The organism is Deinococcus rubellus, from assembly GCF_025244745.1.
Classification (GTDB): domain Bacteria; phylum Deinococcota; class Deinococci; order Deinococcales; family Deinococcaceae; genus Deinococcus; species Deinococcus rubellus.
Map to the genome: position 1 here is coordinate 1,952,682 of NZ_CP104213.1, position 18,926 is coordinate 1,971,607.

Annotated in this window: 16 protein-coding genes; 13 read left to right on the top strand and 3 right to left on the bottom strand. The window is 55.8% G+C overall.

Translation table 11 applies throughout. From position 1 onward, the window contains the following. Positions 1-7: 7 nt before the first annotated feature. Positions 8-271, top strand: a complete 264-nt coding sequence (locus tag N0D28_RS10050; RefSeq protein ID WP_260559394.1) for an acylphosphatase — start codon at positions 8-10, stop codon at positions 269-271. Between the two features lie 9 nt (positions 272-280). On the opposite strand, the gene N0D28_RS10055 is transcribed toward N0D28_RS10050, so the two are convergent. Together N0D28_RS10055 and pta are read right to left on the bottom strand one after the other, a co-directional pair. Further along, complete coding sequence (locus N0D28_RS10055; protein ID WP_260559395.1) at positions 281-562, bottom strand: Lrp/AsnC family transcriptional regulator; 282 nt, start codon at positions 560-562, stop codon at positions 281-283. A gap of 9 nt (positions 563-571) precedes the next feature. Next, positions 572-2,704: a phosphate acetyltransferase gene (gene pta / locus N0D28_RS10060; protein WP_260559396.1), complete on the bottom strand. Its 2,133-nt coding sequence runs from the start codon at positions 2,702-2,704 to the stop codon at positions 572-574. A 233-nt stretch (positions 2,705-2,937) separates the two neighbouring features. Here pta and N0D28_RS10065 point away from each other — a divergent pair, with 233 nt between their 5' ends. The 12 genes from N0D28_RS10065 to N0D28_RS10125 all read left to right on the top strand — a co-directional run bounded on the left by N0D28_RS10065 (position 2,938) and on the right by N0D28_RS10125 (position 16,969). Continuing rightward, the gene (locus N0D28_RS10065) at positions 2,938-4,557 is read left to right on the top strand and encodes a tyrosine-protein kinase domain-containing protein (protein WP_260559397.1); all 1,620 of its coding nucleotides are present in this window, start codon (positions 2,938-2,940) and stop codon (positions 4,555-4,557) included. Between the two features lie 26 nt (positions 4,558-4,583). Then, on the top strand, positions 4,584-5,921 hold the full coding sequence (locus N0D28_RS10070; protein WP_260559398.1) for a nucleotide sugar dehydrogenase: 1,338 nt from the start codon (positions 4,584-4,586) through the stop codon (positions 5,919-5,921). Beyond that, the gene (locus tag N0D28_RS10075) at positions 5,918-6,877 is read left to right on the top strand and encodes a Gfo/Idh/MocA family oxidoreductase (protein ID WP_260559399.1); all 960 of its coding nucleotides are present in this window, start codon (positions 5,918-5,920) and stop codon (positions 6,875-6,877) included. The genes N0D28_RS10070 and N0D28_RS10075 overlap by 4 nt, the downstream gene beginning before the upstream one ends. A gap of 1 nt (position 6,878) precedes the next feature. Further along, positions 6,879-7,469, top strand: coding sequence for an acyltransferase (locus N0D28_RS10080; protein WP_260559400.1), 591 nt, complete (start codon positions 6,879-6,881; stop codon positions 7,467-7,469). Beyond that, positions 7,466-8,578 carry a DegT/DnrJ/EryC1/StrS family aminotransferase gene (locus N0D28_RS10085; RefSeq protein ID WP_260559401.1) on the top strand — a complete coding sequence of 371 codons (1,113 nt, stop codon included), beginning with the start codon at positions 7,466-7,468 and terminating at the stop codon, positions 8,576-8,578. Before N0D28_RS10080 ends, N0D28_RS10085 begins: the two co-directional genes overlap by 4 nt. Continuing rightward, positions 8,526-9,887, top strand: coding sequence for an oligosaccharide flippase family protein (locus N0D28_RS15685; protein ID WP_376777618.1), 1,362 nt, complete (start codon positions 8,526-8,528; stop codon positions 9,885-9,887). The genes N0D28_RS10085 and N0D28_RS15685 overlap by 53 nt, the downstream gene beginning before the upstream one ends. An 18-nt stretch (positions 9,888-9,905) precedes the next feature. After that, positions 9,906-10,859, top strand: a complete 954-nt coding sequence (locus tag N0D28_RS10095; RefSeq protein ID WP_260559403.1) for a hypothetical protein — start codon at positions 9,906-9,908, stop codon at positions 10,857-10,859. Then, entirely contained in the window at positions 10,856-11,950 is a 1,095-nt protein-coding gene (locus N0D28_RS10100) for a glycosyltransferase family 4 protein (protein WP_260559404.1), read from the top strand. Before N0D28_RS10095 ends, N0D28_RS10100 begins: the two co-directional genes overlap by 4 nt. Positions 11,951-11,978: 28 nt before the next feature. Continuing rightward, a complete protein-coding gene (locus tag N0D28_RS10105; protein WP_260559405.1) occupies positions 11,979-13,205 on the top strand; it encodes an O-antigen ligase family protein in 1,227 nt (408 codons plus the stop codon). Positions 13,206-13,371: 166 nt separating this feature from the next. Beyond that, positions 13,372-15,162, top strand: coding sequence for a sugar transferase (locus N0D28_RS15575; RefSeq protein ID WP_312846402.1), 1,791 nt, complete (start codon positions 13,372-13,374; stop codon positions 15,160-15,162). Further along, the gene (locus N0D28_RS10120; protein ID WP_260559406.1) at positions 15,159-15,782 is read left to right on the top strand and encodes an acetyltransferase; all 624 of its coding nucleotides are present in this window, start codon (positions 15,159-15,161) and stop codon (positions 15,780-15,782) included. The genes N0D28_RS15575 and N0D28_RS10120 overlap by 4 nt, the downstream gene beginning before the upstream one ends. Next, positions 15,779-16,969 (top strand): DegT/DnrJ/EryC1/StrS family aminotransferase, encoded by a 1,191-nt coding sequence (locus N0D28_RS10125; RefSeq protein WP_260559407.1) that lies wholly within the window; start codon positions 15,779-15,781, stop codon positions 16,967-16,969. Before N0D28_RS10120 ends, N0D28_RS10125 begins: the two co-directional genes overlap by 4 nt. A gap of 43 nt (positions 16,970-17,012) precedes the next feature. On the opposite strand, the gene N0D28_RS10130 is transcribed toward N0D28_RS10125, so the two are convergent. Beyond that, positions 17,013-18,887: a polysaccharide biosynthesis protein gene (locus N0D28_RS10130; protein ID WP_260559408.1), complete on the bottom strand. Its 1,875-nt coding sequence runs from the start codon at positions 18,885-18,887 to the stop codon at positions 17,013-17,015. Between the last annotated feature and the right edge of the window lie 39 nt (positions 18,888-18,926).

Here is an 18,926-nt window from a genome sequence, read left to right on the forward strand (position 1 = left end):
CCGGCCCATGCGCCTGACCGCCCTCGTTTCCGGAACCGTGCAGGGCGTGGGCTACCGGCTGTATGTGCAGCGGTACGCCCGCGACCTGAATCTTGTCGGCTTTGCCGAGAATGTGGGTGACGGGCGGGTGGAAGTCGTCGCCGAGGGGCACGAGGAGGACCTGCACCAGTTGGCCCACCAGCTCCGGCGCGGCCCCAAGCACGCCAGGGTCAGCAGCGTGGACACCCAGTGGTCGGAGAGCACCGGGCTGACCGGGTTTCACATTTACTGAGCGAGCTGCTTAGCCGTCCAGGCCGATGCCGAAGCCCTCGTCGAGCGCCGAGGTGCTGTAAGCGCGGAAGGCCAGCATGGTCTGGGTCTTGAGGATACCGGGAAGTTTTCGCAGGTGGGCCGTCACCACGTCGTCGAGGTCGTCGTAGCTGGGCAACTTGAGCATCGCCACGATGTCCCAGTCGCCAGTGACGCTGTAGACCTCCTTGACGTACTTGACCTGGGCGAGGAGGGCGGCGGTTTCGGGAATGCGGGCGCGCTCGGCCTGAACCATGACAATCGCGGTGACCATGCCCGGAGTCTAGCGGCTCTCGGCCTGCGCCGCCGCCCCCACCTGCATCGCCTGAATGGCCGTCAGCGCGATGGTGTACACGATGTCGTCGACGAGTGCGCCGCGTGAGAGGTCATTCACGGGCTTTCGCAGCCCCTGGAGCATCGGCCCCACCGCCACCACGCCCGCCGCGCGCTGCACCGCCTTGTAGGTGGTGTTGCCGGTGTTGAGGTCGGGAAAAATGAAGACGGTGGCGCGGCCCGCCACGCTGGAGCCGGGGGCTTTTTGCAGGCCGACGCTCTGCACGCTGGCGGCGTCGTATTGCAGCGGGCCGTCCACGTTGAGGTCGGGACGGCGCTCGCGCACCAGCCGGGTCGCCTCAGCCACCTTCTCCACATCCTCACCTCCGCCGGACGTGCCTGTCGAGTAACTCAGCATCGCCACCCGCGCCTCGATGCCGAAGGCGGTGGCCGAGTCCGCCGACTGGATGGCGATGTCGGCGAGTTGCTGGGCGTTGGGGTTGGGATTGATGGCCGCGTCGCCGTAGACCAGCACCTGTTCGGGCAGCAGCATGAAGAAGACCGAGCTGACCAGCGACGCGCCGGGGGCCGTCTTGATGAGTTGCAGGGCCGGGCGCACGGTGTTGGCCGTGGTGTGGACCGCGCCCGACACCAGCCCGTCGACCTCGCCGAGGGCCAGCATCATGGTGCCCAGCACCACGCTGTCTTCCAGCTGGGCCTCGGCCATCGGCCCAGTCAGGCCCTTGCTTTTTCGCAGTTCCACCATCGGCTCGACGTAGCGGCCCCGCACCGCCTCGGGGTCGAGGATTTCCAGCTCGGGCGGCAACTTGATGCCCTGCGCCTCGGCCACTGCCCGCACCCGCTCAGGGGGGGCCAGCAGCACGCAGCGGGCAATGCCTTTTTCGTGGCAGATGACGGCGGCCTTGATGGTGCGCGGCTCGTCGCCCTCCGGCAGCACCACACGCTTGCCTGCTGCCCGCGCCTGCTCGATCAGGTAGTGGCGGAAGGCGGGCGGGGTCATGCGGCGCTCGCGCGGGGCGGCGGCACTCAGCAGGCCCCGCAGCGGCTGCACGTCGAGGCGGTCAGCGATGAATTCCAGGGTGCGCTCCAGTCTCTCCAGGTCATCGAGCGGAATCTTGCGCTCCATCTGGGTCAGGCGTCCGGCGGTGGTGTAGGTGTTGGCGGCCACCTGCAAGACTGGCATCGAGCCGCTCAGGGCCGCTCGGCACAGCCGGGCAATCGAGTCGTCGGGGACGCTGCCAGCGGTGAGCAGCAGCCCGGCCAGCGGCACGCCCGAGAGGTGGGCCAGGCTGGCGGCCATCACGATGTCCTCACGGTCACCGGGGGCCACCACCAGCGCGCCGGGGCGCAGCAGATCGGCCACGTAGGGGGCGCTGCGGGCCGAGACGACGGTGCTGACGACGCGCCGGGTGTTGAGTTCGCCCTCATTGAGCACGGTGGCCCCCAGCAACCGGGCCACATCCCCGGTGCGCGGGGCGTAGAGGTCGGTCTGCTCACCGATGACGCCCAGCAGCGGTAACTTGCCCCCGGCCAGGCTGGGCGCGTGGCGGCGCAACTCGGCCAGCGCCGCGCCGAAGTCGGTGCCGAGCGGCACGTGGTTGAGAATCAGCCCGGCCAGCCCGCCTCCATCCGAGCGGTCGTAGTCGCGGGCGGTGATTTCCAGACTGTCACCCAGCGTGCCCGCGCCTGCCTCAGCCGGACGAAGCGAGGCCACCAGCACCGCCTCGGCTCCCAGGGTGCGCGAGATCAGGGCGTTGAGGTTGCCCGCGTAGCTCGAACCCCCGGCCAGGTTCAGGCCTTCCACCACCAGCACGTCCGCGCCCTGCCGGGCCTGCTCGGCCAGGGCCACCACCTCCTCGAGCAGGTCGTCACTGTTCTCGCGGCCCAGCAGCGTCTCGGCGTGGGCGCGCGGCAAGGGGTCGGGCACGCTCGCCAGAAAGGTGCGGGCGAAGACGGTGCTGCGGTCCGGGGCCGTGTGGTCCTGGGCGACGGGCTTGAGAAAGGCGACCCTGGCCCCGCTGCGCGACAGGGCGCGGGCCAGTCCCAGCGCCACGCTGGTCAGGCCGACGTCCTGGCCGACGGGACCGACGAAAAAGGTGGTGGTGGACAGGGCGGGGGTCACGGGCAGTTCCTCATGGGGCGAGTGTAGCTTAGCCGGACACCTGCTTTTCTCTCCGCTTTTTGTTGGGATGCAGAGTTTTATATGGTGATCACGACCGAAGACGCGGCATGCTTCCAGACCAATGGCCACGCGGCTTCCAGGAAAGCGGGTTGGCACGGGACGGCCCTGAGAACGCCCTCCCTCTGGGCACTCCTCATGTCAGCCCACTGTCCGATCTTCTCTCAGAGGTTTCAATGACCAAAGCCACCGACGACATCAATCTCTTGCAGGTGTTCAGCACCCTGCGCCGCAGCCTGCTGCCGATTCTGGGGGCGACGGTGCTGATCGGCGCGGGCACTTATCTGGTGTCGCGTTCGCAAGCGCCCATCTACGAGTCGCGCAGCAGCATCATCAGTCTGTTCAGCAACGTGGGCAACCAGGTGGTCAACAACACCCTGGTCACGGCCCCGCCACTGCCGCAGGGCGCACTCGACGAGGCACTGCGCTCCGGCAGCGTGACGAAGGCGATCATGCAGAGTGTGACGGCGGCCCAGCTCGGCCCCAAACCCACCGAACAGATTCAGGCGGGCTTGAAGGCGAGTCTCAACACCGGCAACACCAGCATGATCAAGGTGAATTCGCGCCTCGATACCCAGCAGCGCGGCGTCTACGAGATCGTGGCCCAGGCCGGGACGCCCAGGGCCGCCCGCGTGCTGGCCGGGGCCACCGTGAACGCCCTGCTGGGCTGGGACGGCGCGCGTGCCCAGCGCGGGGTGGCCAACGCCCGGCGCAACATCGACGCGCAGCTCAAGGCCCTCGACATCCGGATTGCCAGCGTGCCGGTGGGCAGCCCCGATGGCCTGAGCCTGACGGCGGCACGCGGAACCCTGCTGCAAAACCTCTCGCAGGTGGCGGTGCTGGAACAGACCTCCAGCGGCACGCTCTCGCCGGGAGCCGACCCCAGCGACCCGGTGACGCCCGTCGCGCCCCGACCCACCCGCAATGCGGCGCTGGCGGCCCTGCTGACTTTGTTTGCCGCCAGCGGCTTGACTCTGCTGCTCAGCTCGCTGCGCGGACGGGTCAACAGCGCCGCCGATCTGGTGCCGCTGGGACTACCGCTGCTGGGTCAGGTGCCGCTGATGGGTCGGCGCGACCTGAGCGGCGGCATGCTGCGGGCCAGCCGCGCGGGCCGGATGTACGAGTCACTGGGCTTTTTGCGAATCAACCTCAGCAGCGTGGGCGGCGAGAACATCAGGATTCTGGCGATCACCAGCAGCCGCCCCGGCGCGGGCAAAAGCAGCCTGGCGGCCACCCTGAGCGCCAGCTTCGCCGAGGAAGGCAAGAAGGTGCTGCTGATCGACGCCGATCTGCACCGCCCCACCCAGCACCGGATCTGGAACATGGCCAGCACCCAGGTCGTGGCACTGCCAGGCGCGCAGGCCGATCTGAGCGCGGCGCAGGCCACCCTTCCCTTCGCCTTGCAGCACCCGGACCTGGCCTGCGCAGTACATGATCCTGCCCATCCCAACATCGATCTGCTGCCCGCCGGTCAGGTGGGGCGGCAAAGCCAGCAACTGCTCAACCGCCCCGACCTGGCCGGACTCCTGCACCACTGGGCCAGCGCCTACGATCTGGTCATCATCGACACACCGCCGATTCTGGCGCTGGCCGAAACCCTCAAACTGGCCATCGGCACCGACGGCGTGATTCTGGTGGTCGAGTCGGGCGAAACCAGCCTGGACGAGCTGGAGCGGGTGCAGCAGATCGCCCAGCAAAACGGAGTCAAGCTGCTCGGCACGGTCATCAACAAGGTGCCGCGCTCGGAGCAGAGCTATTACTACGGGTACAACTACGCGGAGTTGCCGCAGAAGTGAACACTGCAGGAATGAATGGAGCTTTCATGGAAAACGTCGCCGAAATAAATTCAGAAGCCAGTGTTTCTGCTCAGTTGATCGAGAAGGTACAGCAGCGTACTGCCCGCATCGGCGTGGTCGGACTGGGGTATGTCGGTCTGCCCTTTCTGGTCGAGAAGGCCAAGGTCGGTTTTCAGGTGGTCGGCATCGACCGCAACGAACGCCGGGCCGAGATGGTGGCCCGAGGCAAGAACTACATCGGCGACGTGCGCGACGAGGACCTGAGAAAAATTGTCGAGCAAGGTCTGGTGACCACCACCACCGACTTCAAAGCGGTGGCCGACCTCGACGTGATCGTCATCTGTGTGCCCACGCCGCTGGACCGCAACCTCAGCCCGGACCTCAGCTACGTGCGGAGCGTGACTGGTGAGATTGCCCGCCACCTGCGCCCCGGCCAGCTCATCAGCCTGGAAAGCACCACCTACCCCGGCACCACCGAAGAGGTGATGAAGCCAATTCTGGAAGCGGGCGGCCTCAAGGCGGGTCAGGATTTTTTTCTGGCGCATTCACCTGAGCGGGTCGATCCGGGCAACGCACGCTACACGACCAAGAACACCAATAAAGTGGTGGGTGGCAACGATCCCACCAGTTTGAAGGTCGCTCTGGCCTTTTATCAGCAGACTATTGAACACGTCGTCGCTGTCAGCAGTGCGAGGGCAGCCGAAATGGTCAAGGTCTACGAGAATACCTTCAGGGCCGTCAATATCGCGCTGGCCAACGAATTGACCTTGCTGTGCGACCGAATGGGCATCAATGTCTGGGAAGTTCTCGATGCTGCTTTTACCAAGCCTTTCGGGATCATGCCGTTTTACCCTGGTCCCGGCGTGGGAGGCCACTGCATCCCGCTGGACCCTCACTACCTGGAGTGGAAGGCACGCGAGTACAACTTCCAGACCCATTTCATCGCGCTGGCAGGCGAAACCAACCGCAAGATGCCTGAATTCGTGGTGGATAAGGCTACCCGCGTGCTGAACGGGGCACGCAAGTCGCTGAACGGCTCGAAGGTGCTGCTGCTGGGCATGGCCTACAAGAGCGATCTGGACGATTACCGTGAGTCCCCAGCGCTGAACGTCTACCGCCTGCTGAAAGAAGCTGGAGCGGAAGTTTCATTTCACGATTCATGGACGCCGGAGGTCAATGAACACGGCGTTCAGGCCAAAGGCATTGACCTGACGGATCAGGTGTTGCAGGACGCTGATCTGGTGATCATCACGACCAAGCACAGCAACGTGGATTACGCCAACGTGGTTGAGCAGGCCCAGGCGGTGCTGGACACCCGCTACGCCACACGCGGAATCAGTAGCGAGAAGGTGACTCTGCTATGACGTCCCCAAACGCCAATCAGAAGCGATTCGGCCTGACTGGAGTTTCCGGGTATATCGCGCCCCGGCACCTGAAGGCCATCAAAGACACTGGGAATGTGCTGACGGTGGCCCTCGATCCCTTCGATTCGGTGGGCATCATAGACTCGTACTTTCCCGAAGCGGAATTCTTCACGCAGCCTGAAATCTTTGAGCGCTACCTCTACGACGCGCGCCGCCAGGGGCAAGACGTGAATTACGTTGGCATTTGCAGCCCCAACCATCTGCATGATTCGCACATCCGCATAGCCCTACGTGCTGGGGCGGATGCACTGTGCGAGAAACCCATCGTGCTGAACCCGGAAGACATCACAGCGTTGAAAGAAGTCGAGGAGGAAACCGGGCGGCGGGTCTGGACCATCCTGCAACTGCGCGCCCACGCCGCACTCGAAAAGGTCAAGGCCGAACTGAACCCCAGCAGCGGTGACAAGTACGACGTGGATCTGTCGTATATGACCAGTCGGGGAACGTGGTATCTGCGGAGCTGGAAGGGCCGCACCGAGGAGAGTGGCGGCCTGGCGACCAATATCGGCGTGCATTTCTTCGACATGCTGGCCTGGCTGTTCGGTGACATCGAGCATGTCGAGGTGCATCAACGCAGCGAGACCGTGTGTGCCGGATATCTGGAACTGGAACGCGCCCGCGTGCGCTGGTTCCTGTCGATTGACCCCAGCTATCTGCCCGATGAGCAGAAGGCCAGGGGGCAGCGCACTTACCGCTCGATCACCATTGACGGCCAGGAAGTCGAGTTCAGTGAGGGCTTCACGGACCTGCACACCGAGGTCTACCGCCGCACGCTGGCGGGCCAGGGCTTCAGCCTCGACGACACCTATCAGGCGATTGCCACCGTGGCAAAAATTCGCAGCCAGCCCATCGTAACCGCCTTGCCCGACACGCGCCACCGCTTTCTGAGGAACTGAGATGACCCCGCAGAAAGGATGGTGGAAGCACGACAGCGCCTATGTGGACGACGGTGCACAGATTGGCGAGGGCACCAAGATCTGGCATTTCAGCCATGTGATGGGCGGCGCGGTGGTCGGTGAGGGCTGTTCGCTGGGGCAAAACGTCTACGTGGCGAACGGTGTGGTTATCGGCAAGGGCGTCAAGATTCAGAACAATGTCAGCGTGTACGAGGGCGTCGTGCTGGAGGATTACGCCTTCTGCGGCCCCAGCATGGTCTTTACCAATGTCCGCACACCGCGCAGTGAGTTTCCGCGCAACACCAGCGCCGACTACACGGTAACGCGGGTGGGTCGGGGGGCCAGCATCGGCGCGAACGCCACCGTCGTGACTGGCGTGACGCTACATGAGGGGGCCTTTGTCGCGGCGGGCGCAGTCGTTACGCGCGACATTCCGGCCTTTACCATCGTGGCCGGGGTGCCTGCCCGGTCCATCGGCTTCATGAGCGCCAGCGGGGACCGCCTGGACTTTGCCCAGGGCGACACCGTGACCGATTCGGCAGGGCACACTTACCAAAAATTGAACGACACCGAAGTCAGGAGGCTCTCATGACGGCGACGGCAACACCACAGATTCCTATTCTTGACCTGAAGCCCGAAATCGACGAGTTGCGCCCCGAGATCATGGCGGCCATCGGGCGCGTGCTGGACCGCACCGATTTCATCATGGGCGAGGACGTTCACCTGTTTGAGCAGGAGGTCGCCGCGTATCTGGGTGTGAAGCATGCCATCGGTGTCAACAGCGGCACCGACGCGCTGGTGATCGCCCTGCGCGCCCTGGGCATTAGCCCCGGCGACGAGGTCATCACCACGCCGTTTACCTTCTTCGCCACCGCCGAGAGCATCAGCATGGTGGGCGCGAAGCCGATCTTCGTGGACATCGACCCGGCCACATTCAACCTAAATCCGGAGTTAATTGAGGCGGCCATTACCGAGCGCACCCGCGCCATCATGCCGGTTCACCTGTACGGCAACCCGGTGGATATGACCCGTGTGATGGAGATTGCCAATCAGCATGGGCTGAAAGTGGTGGAGGACTGCGCCCAGAGCTTCGGCGCACGCTGGCGCGAGCAGCAGACCGGCACCATCGGGGACTTTGGCGCATACTCCTTTTTTCCCAGCAAAAACCTGGGGGCGTATGGCGATGGTGGGCTGCTGGCCACCAACGATGACGCTCTAGCCGACGCTGCCCAGATGTTGCGTGTTCACGGCAGCCGCAAAAAGTACCACAATGAAGTAGTGGGGTACAACAGCCGCCTGGATACCATTCAGGCCGCCATTTTGCGCGTGAAATTGCCGCATATTGAAAGGTGGAATACTCAACGCCGTGAAGTAGCACGGCAGTATAACGAGGGCTTGAAAACAATAGATGGCATCGTGATACCTAAGCTGACTGAGGGCCACGTCTTTCATCAGTACACCATTCGCGTGCAGAATGGCAGGCGCGATGAGTTACAGCAGAGACTGGCCAAGCAAGGAATTGGAACGATGATTTATTACCCGATTCCGCAGGACGAATTGCCGATTTATAGGGGGCAGTACCGGCTGTTCGAAGAAAGTAAGTTAACTTCAAAGGCGGTACTAAGTTTGCCAATAACTGTTAAAAAAGATGACATTAATAGAATTATATCATCCTTGGAAAATTTTAGTGTACAAATTTAATAAGTTTTCCAAATTTTCCTTTAGATCCTATCCTATTCTCGTCTTAATAATCACATCATTAGTGGCTCAGGGCATCGCCTTTTTATCTATTAGTATCACCTCTCGTGTTTATAGTCCAGATCAATTCGCAATATTCAGCATTTACACTTCTCTATTCACTGTAACGCTTTCCGTATCTTCCTTAAAATTAGACCAAGCTGTTATATTTTCTAAAAGCCATTTCAGAACAAATATTCTGATTGCACTGGCTCTGAGAATACCAATTTTGATCTGTTTAATATCTTCATTGATATTCATATTCGCAATCTCCGCAAAGTATAGGTTCGATTTAAAATATTTTCTGTTAGTTGGAATTTCTTTTTATATAGCTTCAGTATTTCAAGTTGGGGTAGCTATTAGAACGAATACAGAAGATTTTAATAGATTATCTAGAGACAGATTTCTCCAAACCTCTTCAACTTCTGTATTTCAGATTCTACTGAGTACATTACCTCTTCACTCTCTAGGTCTTGTGGCCGGCGATATGTTTGGTAGATTCAGTGGAGTTCTATCGTTGCATACAGTTCTAAAACTCAGAAGATATAAGTATATCCCTTGGAAATTCACAAAATACTTCCTATTAAAAAACAGAAATTATACCTTCATCCTTTCAATAGCATCCCTTATCGGCGCTCTCGCTCAGCAACTTCCGTTTTTCATGATTCCGGTTATGAATTCCTCCAAAGATGCTGCTGCTTACTTTTTGATCAGTCGTATTATTACAGCTCCATTATCTTTGTTGGCCTCTTCCGCTTCGCAGGTTTATTACGGGGGGCTATCTAGACTAAGACCGGATGAAATCAAAAACAAATACATCAAAAATTTAAAAAGCATTCTATTTATATCCACAATATTTTGTCTACTTTTAATCCTTTTCAGGGAATATTTTGTGAATCTGATCATAGGTACAAACTGGTCTCCAGAGAGTAGTTTAATGATACCACTGTGCATTTCAGCAATCTTCTGGACACCAGCAAGCTCACTCAGTGGTACATTAGTGATGGCTGGACGTCAGAATACTACTCTTAAGTTGGCTATTTTTGAAGTCGCTAGCAAGTTCCTAAGTATATATGTCCTCGCTAAACTTCCATTCATATTTACTGCATATGCCATATCTGCAGTTTCGCTTATGCTATACGTGACCACAATATTCAGATCCTCAGGATCGATAGGTATAGACCCCATAACTACTATAAAGACGATCATGACTACTATGCTGCCCCCAGCTCTTTTCGTGTTCTGCATATATCTATTATCAGATCTAGTCTAGTAAATATAGAGGTGCAATATGAAGAAGAAAAAAATAATCTTTTTTGGACAGGCCTGGGCAGAAAAAATATCAAAATCGGTTTCACCATACACTGACAATCAGATTGAAAATTGCGTAATTATAGGCCCAATTTCATTGCTGAGATTAATTAAATTTGCGATAGTCGGAGATATACTAGTAAGGGTTGGTTTTCGTCCAGGAAGCCCATCATTTAGAGGGAGATTAATAGATCTCTTAACTTCGTGTATTATGTTTACTAAACCTCGATTAAAGTTATTCTTTTATTGGATAGGAACTGACGTTACTGATGCTATTAATGATGCTAGAGAGGAAAAAAATACAATCTTTTTTAAATTACTCATTAAGCATAGACATATATCAGGTGGAACAAATCTTACAGATGAGCTCAAGATTATTGGAATAAATTCTACTACTTTACCTATACCTTTAAAATTTCCACCAGAGTTAAGTGGAATTGAAAGAAGTTGGGGTGGCAAAAGAATGACAGTTTTAACCTATATACCTGATTTTCGCCACGAATTTTATGGCGGAGAAATGATTTTTGGAGCGGCAAAAGCGCTACCCGAAATAGAATTTATAGTGATGGGTGGAGAAGGAAGTTGGCTGAAGGAGAGCATCGAAAATCTTCAGTTTGTTGGTTGGGTTGAGAATCCCAGAGAGTATTATATAAAGTCTACTCACGTTGCCAGATTGGTTCAACATGATTCTTTAGGCGCGACCGTATTGGAAGGCCTATGGTTTGGAAGACAAGTTATCTATACTAGGGCCGTAGAAGGAGTAATAGAGGTGAAGTTTGGAGATACAAACAATTTCATAAAAATTTTGGACGAAGAAAGAAGCAAACTTGACACATCAGGATTCAAATTTAACGATGAGGGTGTAAACGTAGTTAGACAAAGAGGGAATGAGCGTTTTTTTGCCAAAAATATTTTGAGTGAACTAAATATATGAGAATCAGCTATCTATGTTTACAGGAGACAAAAGAAGGCCAAGCATCCTATTCTCACGTTAGAGAGATTATAAGTGGATTAGAAGCCTTGGGGTGGGATGTTACTCTATTTGAACCGAAATACAAATCTGTAAATAGGTCGCCTTTGGCTAGAATGATTTCATTTACCTTCACTCAATTGCGACTTATCAAATATGGCCTGCCAGATGTACTATACGTTAGGTCACACTTTGCTGCTTTAATAGCTACAGTCTGGGCCAAAATTTTTCAGATTCCCATCGTGTGTGAGATTAACGGTAAATTTGTAGATGCTTACATAGCATGGCCAAAATTGACCAGATTTAGCAATATTATCGATTATTTTTGGGCCACACAATACAAATGGTCTGCCTTGCTAATTACAGTTACGCCAGATCTTGCTAAATGGGTGGCAAATATAGCTCCTTCTGCAAGTCTTGTCGTCGTTCCAAATGGCGCGAACACAAGTATATTCAGATCGACACGAATCAATAATTTATTCAGCGAAGATGATAGATATGTCGTATTTTTTGGGGCTTTAGCAAAATGGCAAGGAGTGGATACAATCCTTGAAGCTACACTTTCTCATATTTGGCCTGAAAACATAAAGGTGATCATCGCTGGCGACGGAGAATACAGAGGACAGGTTGAATTGGTAGCTAACGTCAGTTCGAGAGTAGACTATATCGGAGTGGTGGATCAACAAACTTTAGCTCACCTTATCTCTAATAGTCTCGCTTCTTTAAGTCCTCAAAAGAATATTCATGGTAGGGCTGACACTGGCTTGTTCCCTCTGAAGCTTTTTGAGTCCCTAGCCTGTGGAAGGCCCGTAATAGTGACTAGGCACAAAGGAATGGCTGATTTGGTGGATCAAAACGAGTGCGGTATTGTTATTCCGGAGAACGATCCAGACTCACTCGCCGAAGCGGTAAATTTTCTGTCAAAAAACATAGAAGAAGCGAATCTTATGGGTAAGAGGGGTCAAAAAATAGTAGTAATGGAACATTCTTGGATGAATAGGGCGCTTGACACACATTTTGCCATCCTAAAAATTTTGTCTCAAAAAGCTGACTAAAATGTACTATAATTATATCATCCCTGTATTGATTGGAATCTTCCTACTCCTAGGCGAGAGAATTATTTTTCTATATAATGGCAACGCGGTATTAGTTTTGCAGTGGTTAATCACTATTTTAGCTCTGTTAACAGTTTTTCGGACAAACAAATTTTCTAAACCCGAAGGATTCTACTATTGGACAATCTATGCATTGTGTGTATTGTTTTACCTGTGTATATCGACATTTTTCAGTCAGGTTTCAGTAGGAGTAATTTACGGCTTCACTCAAGTCATTTTCCCCATTTTTTTCTATATCTTAGTCAATCATTCTTATAATCTATCTAAATCAGAGAATTTAACTAAGGTTATCGTCTTTGTGGCGATTTTGCATGCCATATGGTCGAGTATACAGGTATTCTATAAATTGCCTGAGAACGCACCGAGCATTTTTAGAGAGCTTTTGATTTGGGACAAAAACATTCAAGCTCTATACTCGAGTTCTTATGTTCTTTATGGGCGAGGCACAGGAGGTTTCATCAATCCAAACGAACTAGGACTGTGGGCCGCACTTTGCTTGTGTTGGGGAATATACGAAAGGAAAAGCTTTTACAAAAACGCGTTGATCACTTCTAGTGTAATTTCGTTAATTAATAGCCAATCTCGTGGCTCAGTTTCGGCAGTTTTGGTTATTTTGGTATTGCTGCTGATAAAAAAAATACTCGACTCAAAAAATTTTAGGATAACAAACAGAGCATTTTACTTGATTGCACTTTCCATTCTGACCTCTATACTTGTATTGGCGTATTCACAATTTGCAATCATTATTAAAGATCTAGGAGACTATGTAGGATTTGACAGATATGGTAGTGCGGCTTCTATTTTAACAACTGGAGTGAATGCAGATTTAAGTTTTGAGACGCGCACTCAAGTCTGGGATGAGATAGTTCGGTATGTCAATGCAAGGCCGTTTGGAACCTTGTCTCCGCCTCAAACGGTCGTGAGTTTTGCGCCAGATAATCAATATATGTATAATTATTTGCAAGGAGGCATCTTTTTATTAATCTTATCAACAATTCCTCTGATTGTTTGGTCGAAAAATCTTTATATATGGATGTTTCAAAGGAATAAAGACCGAAATGCTGTACTGGGCTTGATGACCGTTGTTCTAATCGTCAATTCCGTATCTGCGACTCCTTACCAATATACATCTTTTACGCTTTTCTGGATGTTTTTGGCGATTCAGAGGAATGTGGGTGATCGAAGTCTTTCCTAATTGTTCAAAATTTAGAATCTATTTTACATAAACGTATCATAAAGTTATCAATTTTAGGATTAAGAATGAGATTTTTATAGCATAGACTGCCTCTCTCATATTTCATAAGCGCTTACCGATATAGGGATTCCGATACAAATCTATAAACCATAGTAAGGGGGTAAAAATGCCGGAAGAAAAATCCATAATTTACATGCTGACTATTCCACTCAGTGCTGGAGCTTTTTTAAGAAAACAATTGGCTTTTTTTTATTTAGCAGGCTGGGATGTTCATCTGGCAACATCACCTCAGCCACGTGAAGATCTTGAAAAATTCGCACAAGATGAGCATGCAGTACCTCACTTTTTAGAGATGCAACGCGAAATTTCACCACTGCGTGATTGTATGGCCCTACTTCAAACAGTACAACTTATCAGGCATCTGAAGCCGAAAATTGTGAATGCTGGCACACCTAAAGCAGGACTACTTGGTATGGTTGCAGCAGCATTAGCACAGGTACCTGTTAGGGTCTATACCCTACATGGCTTACGTCTCGAAACGACATATGGTTTCAAGCGCTGTATTCTCCAAATAACGGAACGTCTGGCCTGTTTTTGTGCCCACCGTGTCATATGTGTTAGTCCCAGTCTGATGGAGCGAGCTATCGAACTTAAGCTACTTCCAGCTTCTAAAGCGGTGATACTTGGTTCCGGAACATGCAACGGTATCGAGTCGGAACGGTTCGTAGCTTCCTCAAGAATTTCATCAGAAGTCAAGAAATTGCGAGAAGAATTGAATTTACCAATAGAAACGCCGACGGTGGGTTTTGTTGGACGTTTCGTAAAAGACAAAGGAATAGTCGAATTATTAGATGCTTTCAATTCTTTATATACAGTAGCACCTGATACACGCTTACTGCTCGTGGGAGATTATGAGGAAGGAGATCCCATACCACTCGAATTGCGCCAAAATATTGATACCCATCCTGGCATTATTCGTGCTGGATTTGTCAACGATACTGCACCTTACTACCATTTAATGGACGTGTTAGCATTCCCTACTTACCGCGAAGGTTATCCTCTTACTCCTTTAGAAGCCGCATCTGCCGGAAAACCCGTTGTCGCTTCAAATGCGACGGGAGCAAAAGACGCTGTCATCAATGGCATGACTGGTCTTACAATTCCGATGGGTGATGCAGCAGCATTATCAGACGCACTTCGCTGCTTACTTGAAGACAAAGATCTAGCTCTGCGACTGGGAAAGGCTGGTCAGAAACGTGTTATAAGAGATTTTCAACCTCAGGCAATCTGGCAAGCATTAGAGGGCCTATATCAAGAGTTGCTACTTGAGAGAGAAATCAGGCGAGGTAACAGACTCAAGAGAACACTAGACATTACGGCATCGGCAGCGGGGCTTATTATTCTAGCTATTCCCATATTGACCCTCACACTACTGGTACGCTTCAAGCTCGGCTCCCCCATTTTCTTCAGTCAGCAACGCCCCGGCCTGCGCGGCAAGCCCTTCACCATGTACAAGTTCCGCACCATGCGCGACGCGACGGACACCCAGGGCCAGCCCTTACCGGACAGCGAACGTCTGACCCCACTGGGCCGCTTCCTGCGCTCATCCTCGCTGGACGAATTGCCTGAACTGTTTAACGTGCTACGCGGTGACATGAGTCTGGTCGGGCCGCGCCCGCTGCTGATGGAATATCTCCCCCGCTACACGCCCCAGCAGGCGCGGCGGCACGAGGTCCGTCCCGGTATCACCGGCTGGGCGCAGGTCAACGGGCGCAACGCCATTTCCTGGGAAGAGAAATTCAACCTGGACGTGTGGTATGTGGACAACCGCAGCTTCGCGCTCGACCTGAAGATTCTGTGGCTGACGGTCCTGAAGGTCTTCAAGCGCGAGGGCATCAACGCAGTGGGCGAGGCGACCATGCCAGTATTCAGCGGCACGGCCCAGAGCGAGACATGAGCGGAATACTGGTCGTGGGTGCGGGCGGACACGCCAAGGTGGTGATTGCCACCCTGCTGGCGGCTGGGGAAACCGTCGAGGGCCTGCTGGACGATCAGCCCAGCCGCTGGGGAAGCATGGTACTGGGGTATCCGGTACTGGGCAGCCTGGAGCAGCTGGAAAAGCCAGATTCACGGGCCATTCTCGCCATCGGCAACAACCGGGTACGTCAGACCCTCAGCGAACGGTACCCAGAGATGGCGTGGGTCAGCGCCGTTCATCCGAACTCGGTGGTTCATTCATCGGTCAGGCTCGGTGCGGGCAGCGTAATCTTCGCAGGCGCGGTGGTGCAGCCGGACACCACCATAGGAAACCATGTCATTGTCAATACTGCTGCCACAGTGGATCATGATTGTGTGCTGGAAGATTACGTGCATATCGCGCCGGGCACCCACCTGGCCGGGCAGGTTCGACTTGAGCAGGGCGCTTTCCTCGGCATCGGCAGCGCGGCAGCTCCTGGCGTCCGGGTGGGAGCGTGGGCCACCGTCGGCGCGGGCAGCGTAGTCATACGAGACCTTCCCCCCCATTGTGTCGCCGTGGGTGTACCGGCGCGGCCCAGACAGGCCAAGGACCAACCATGACCATCCTGACGAAACTTGACCGGACCCTCGCCCCCTGGCCCCATTTCGAACCTGACGAGATTGAGGCCGTCTCCGAAGTGATGCGCTCCGGCAAGGTCAACTACTGGACCGGCACTGAGGGACGCGAGTTCGAGAAAGAGTACGCCGCCGCGTTGGGCGTCACCTATGCGGTGGCGCTGCACAACGGCACGCAGGCGCTGGAGTTGGCGCTGTACGCCCTGGGTGTGGGCGAGGGCGACGAGGTTATCACCACGCCGCGCACCTTCATCGCCTCGGCCAGCGCCGCTGTCATGCGCGGGGCCGTGCCCGTGATGGCCGAGATTGACCGCAACAGCGGCAACATCACGGCAGAGACCATCCGGGCCGTGATCACCCCGCGCAGCAAGGCGATCATCGCAGTGCATCTGGCGGGCTGGCCCTGCGAGATGGACGAGATCATGGCGCTCGCCCGCGAACATGGCCTGTTGGTGATCGAGGACTGCGCCCAGGCACACGGGGCCATGTACAGGGAACGACCCGTCGGCAGCATCGGCGACATCGGCTGCTTTTCCTTCTGCCAGGACAAGATCATGACCACTGGCGGCGAGGGCGGCCTGCTGGTCACCAACGACGAGGCGGTCTGGAAGAAAGCCTGGGCCTTCAAGGATCACGGCAAGAGCTACGACGCCGTCTACCACCGCGACCACGTGCCGGGATTTCGCTGGCTGCACGAGTCGTTCGGCACCAACTGGCGGATGCTGGAAGTTCAGGCGGCCATCGGGCGGCTTCAGCTCCGCAAATTGCCGGAATGGACGCGCCGCCGCCGCGAAAACGCTGGGGTCTTGCAGGAGCGCCTCGCGGCCCTGAAGGCGCTGCGGGTGCCCGAGGTGCCTGCTTACAGCGTTCACGCCGAGTACAAGTTCTATGCTTATGTGCGCCCCGAGTCCTTACGCGAGGGCTGGAGCCGCGACCGGATCATGAACGAACTCACCAGCCGTGGCGTACCCTGCTTCAGCGGAAGCTGCTCGGAAATCTATCTGGAACAGGCGTTCGTACAGGCTGGACTTGGCCCGAAGGAGCGGCTACCGGTGGCCCGCGAACTCGGCGAGACCTCGCTGACGTTTCTCGTCCACCCCACATTGACTGCCGCCGATATGCAGGCAGTGGCCGATGTGGTGGCCGAGGTGGTCGGAGCCGCCACCCGCTGAGCTGCCGGGCACTGCCAATAAACACTACTGCCGACCAGTGCTCTCAGTTCTGTGTGAGCGCTGGATCGGGATTGACTTTGACAGTACTTTCCGGCAGCAGGCGTCGGATGGTGCGGCGCACGCCCTCACCGTCGCCTTCCAGCGCCTGACACTCGATGACGGCCAACTGCTCGGCGAAGCGCTCAGGGTGAGGCTGCGCCAGTGCCGCCACCATGATGTCCTTGTGTGCGGTTCTGCTGACCTGTTCGCCTGCCGTCAGCAGTTCCTCGTAGAGCTTCTCACCAGGCCGCGTGCCGGTAAAGACGATCTCAACGTCCCTGGCCCCGGAGAGCTGCACCATGTCGCGCGCCAGGTCCACGATTTTCACCGGCTGTCCCATGTCCAGCACATAGACGTTGTTGTTGCTGGCCAGCCCCCCCGCTTGCAGCACCAGCCGGGCCGCCTCAGGAATGGTCATGAAGAAGCGCACCATGTCCGGGTGGGTCACTGCCACCGGGCCGCCCGCCCGGATCTGCGCCATGAAGGTCGGCACCACGCTGCCCCGGCTGCCCAGCACATTGCCGAAGCGCACCGACATGAACGCCTGGCCCGGCTCGGCCCGCTGCGCCGCCGCCGACACGACCATTTCCGCCAGCCGCTTGGTCGAACCCATCACCGAACTTGGGTTGACGGCCTTGTCGGTGGAAATATTGACGAGGCGCTGCACCTGGAAGTCGAGGCACAGCTCGGCGATATTCTGGGTACCGAAGACGTTATTAAGCACCGCCTCGCCGGGCTGCGCCTCCATCAGCGGCACGTGCTTGTTTGCCGCCGCATGGTACACGACCTCTGGCCGGTACTCGGCAAACACCTGGCGCAGCCGGTCACGCCGCCGCACGTCTGCGATGATCGCCACCGTTGCCACCTCGGGCCAGTTCATCTTGAGTTCCTGCTGAATGCTGAAAATACTGTTCTCGCCACGCCCCAGCAGCACGATCTGGCGCGGACGAAAACGCGCCACCTGCCGCACGATCTCCGAGCCGATCGAGCCGCCTGCACCCGTCACCAGCACTGTGCGGTCCTCGACGTAGCGGGCAATACTGTCCATGTCGAGGTGCACCGGCGCGCGGCGCAGCAGGTCTTCGACGTTGACGTCGCGCAGTTGCAGGATGGCGTCCTGGCCCTGCAAGATCTCCCCCAGGCTCGGCAGAATGCGGTAGTGCAAATGGGCCGCCCTGGCCGCACGGGTCAGTTGACGCACCAGCGCGCCCTGTACCGACGGCATGGCAATCACCACTTCCTGCACGCCGAGTTGCTGGGCGACCTGCGCCAGCGTCGACAGCGGCCCGTGAATGGGCAGCCCGAGCAGCAGGCGGCCCGCCTTGACCGGGTCGTCATCCAGAAAACCGACCGGCGCGAACCCGGCGGCGGCGTTGTTGAGCATTTCCCTGGCCAGCATCGTGCCCGCCTCGCCCGCCCCCACGATCAGGGTCCGCTTCCTGAAGCCTTCACCCTGCTGTTTCTGGTCTGGGCCCACATAGGTTCGTGCCAGCACCCGCACAGCGGACATGCCGATCAGCGCCAGGGCAGTGGAGATCACCGGGATACTGCGGGGAATATCAAGGCTGATTGGCAGCAGGAAGGTGACGAATAGCATCAGCAGCCCGACCAGCGCCACCATCCGCGCGAGATGCTGCAAATCGGTCAGACTGACGCGGTGCCAGATTCGCAGATAAGGCTTCGACAGGCCCAGCACCAGCGCATTGATCAGCAAGCCGACGAGGGTGTAGATCAGAATCACGTTCAGGCGCTCGGGCAGACGCTCGACGTTCAGCCGCAGGGCGAAAGCGAGCGGCACGGCGAGTGTCCAGATTGACAGATCAATGGCATACTTTAAAATCCGGTTCTGCACGTCTTCCCCCAGTGGGTGAAGATACACCGTGGTCCAGTGCAGCGCCTTGAAAAATGTAACGTCCCT

What these genes read in the sequence shown, in the direction of transcription:
- N0D28_RS10085 (WP_260559401.1), top strand. Translation starts at nt 7,466, where the DNA reads ATGACGGCGACGGCAACACCACAGATTCCTATTCTTGACCTGAAGCCC.
- N0D28_RS10065 (WP_260559397.1), top strand. Translation starts at nt 2,938, where the DNA reads ATGACCAAAGCCACCGACGACATCAATCTCTTGCAGGTGTTCAGCACC.
- N0D28_RS10125 (WP_260559407.1), top strand. Translation starts at nt 15,779, where the DNA reads ATGACCATCCTGACGAAACTTGACCGGACCCTCGCCCCCTGGCCCCAT.
- N0D28_RS10095 (WP_260559403.1), top strand. Translation starts at nt 9,906, where the DNA reads ATGAAGAAGAAAAAAATAATCTTTTTTGGACAGGCCTGGGCAGAAAAA.
- N0D28_RS15685 (WP_376777618.1), top strand. Translation starts at nt 8,526, where the DNA reads ATGACATTAATAGAATTATATCATCCTTGGAAAATTTTAGTGTACAAA.
- N0D28_RS10080 (WP_260559400.1), top strand. Translation starts at nt 6,879, where the DNA reads ATGACCCCGCAGAAAGGATGGTGGAAGCACGACAGCGCCTATGTGGAC.
- N0D28_RS10100 (WP_260559404.1), top strand. Translation starts at nt 10,856, where the DNA reads ATGAGAATCAGCTATCTATGTTTACAGGAGACAAAAGAAGGCCAAGCA.
- N0D28_RS10055 (WP_260559395.1), bottom strand. Translation starts at nt 562, where the DNA reads ATGGTCACCGCGATTGTCATGGTTCAGGCCGAGCGCGCCCGCATTCCC.
- N0D28_RS10050 (WP_260559394.1), top strand. Translation starts at nt 8, where the DNA reads ATGCGCCTGACCGCCCTCGTTTCCGGAACCGTGCAGGGCGTGGGCTAC.
- N0D28_RS10075 (WP_260559399.1), top strand. Translation starts at nt 5,918, where the DNA reads ATGACGTCCCCAAACGCCAATCAGAAGCGATTCGGCCTGACTGGAGTT.
- N0D28_RS15575 (WP_312846402.1), top strand. Translation starts at nt 13,372, where the DNA reads ATGCCGGAAGAAAAATCCATAATTTACATGCTGACTATTCCACTCAGT.
- N0D28_RS10070 (WP_260559398.1), top strand. Translation starts at nt 4,584, where the DNA reads ATGGAAAACGTCGCCGAAATAAATTCAGAAGCCAGTGTTTCTGCTCAG.
- N0D28_RS10120 (WP_260559406.1), top strand. Translation starts at nt 15,159, where the DNA reads ATGAGCGGAATACTGGTCGTGGGTGCGGGCGGACACGCCAAGGTGGTG.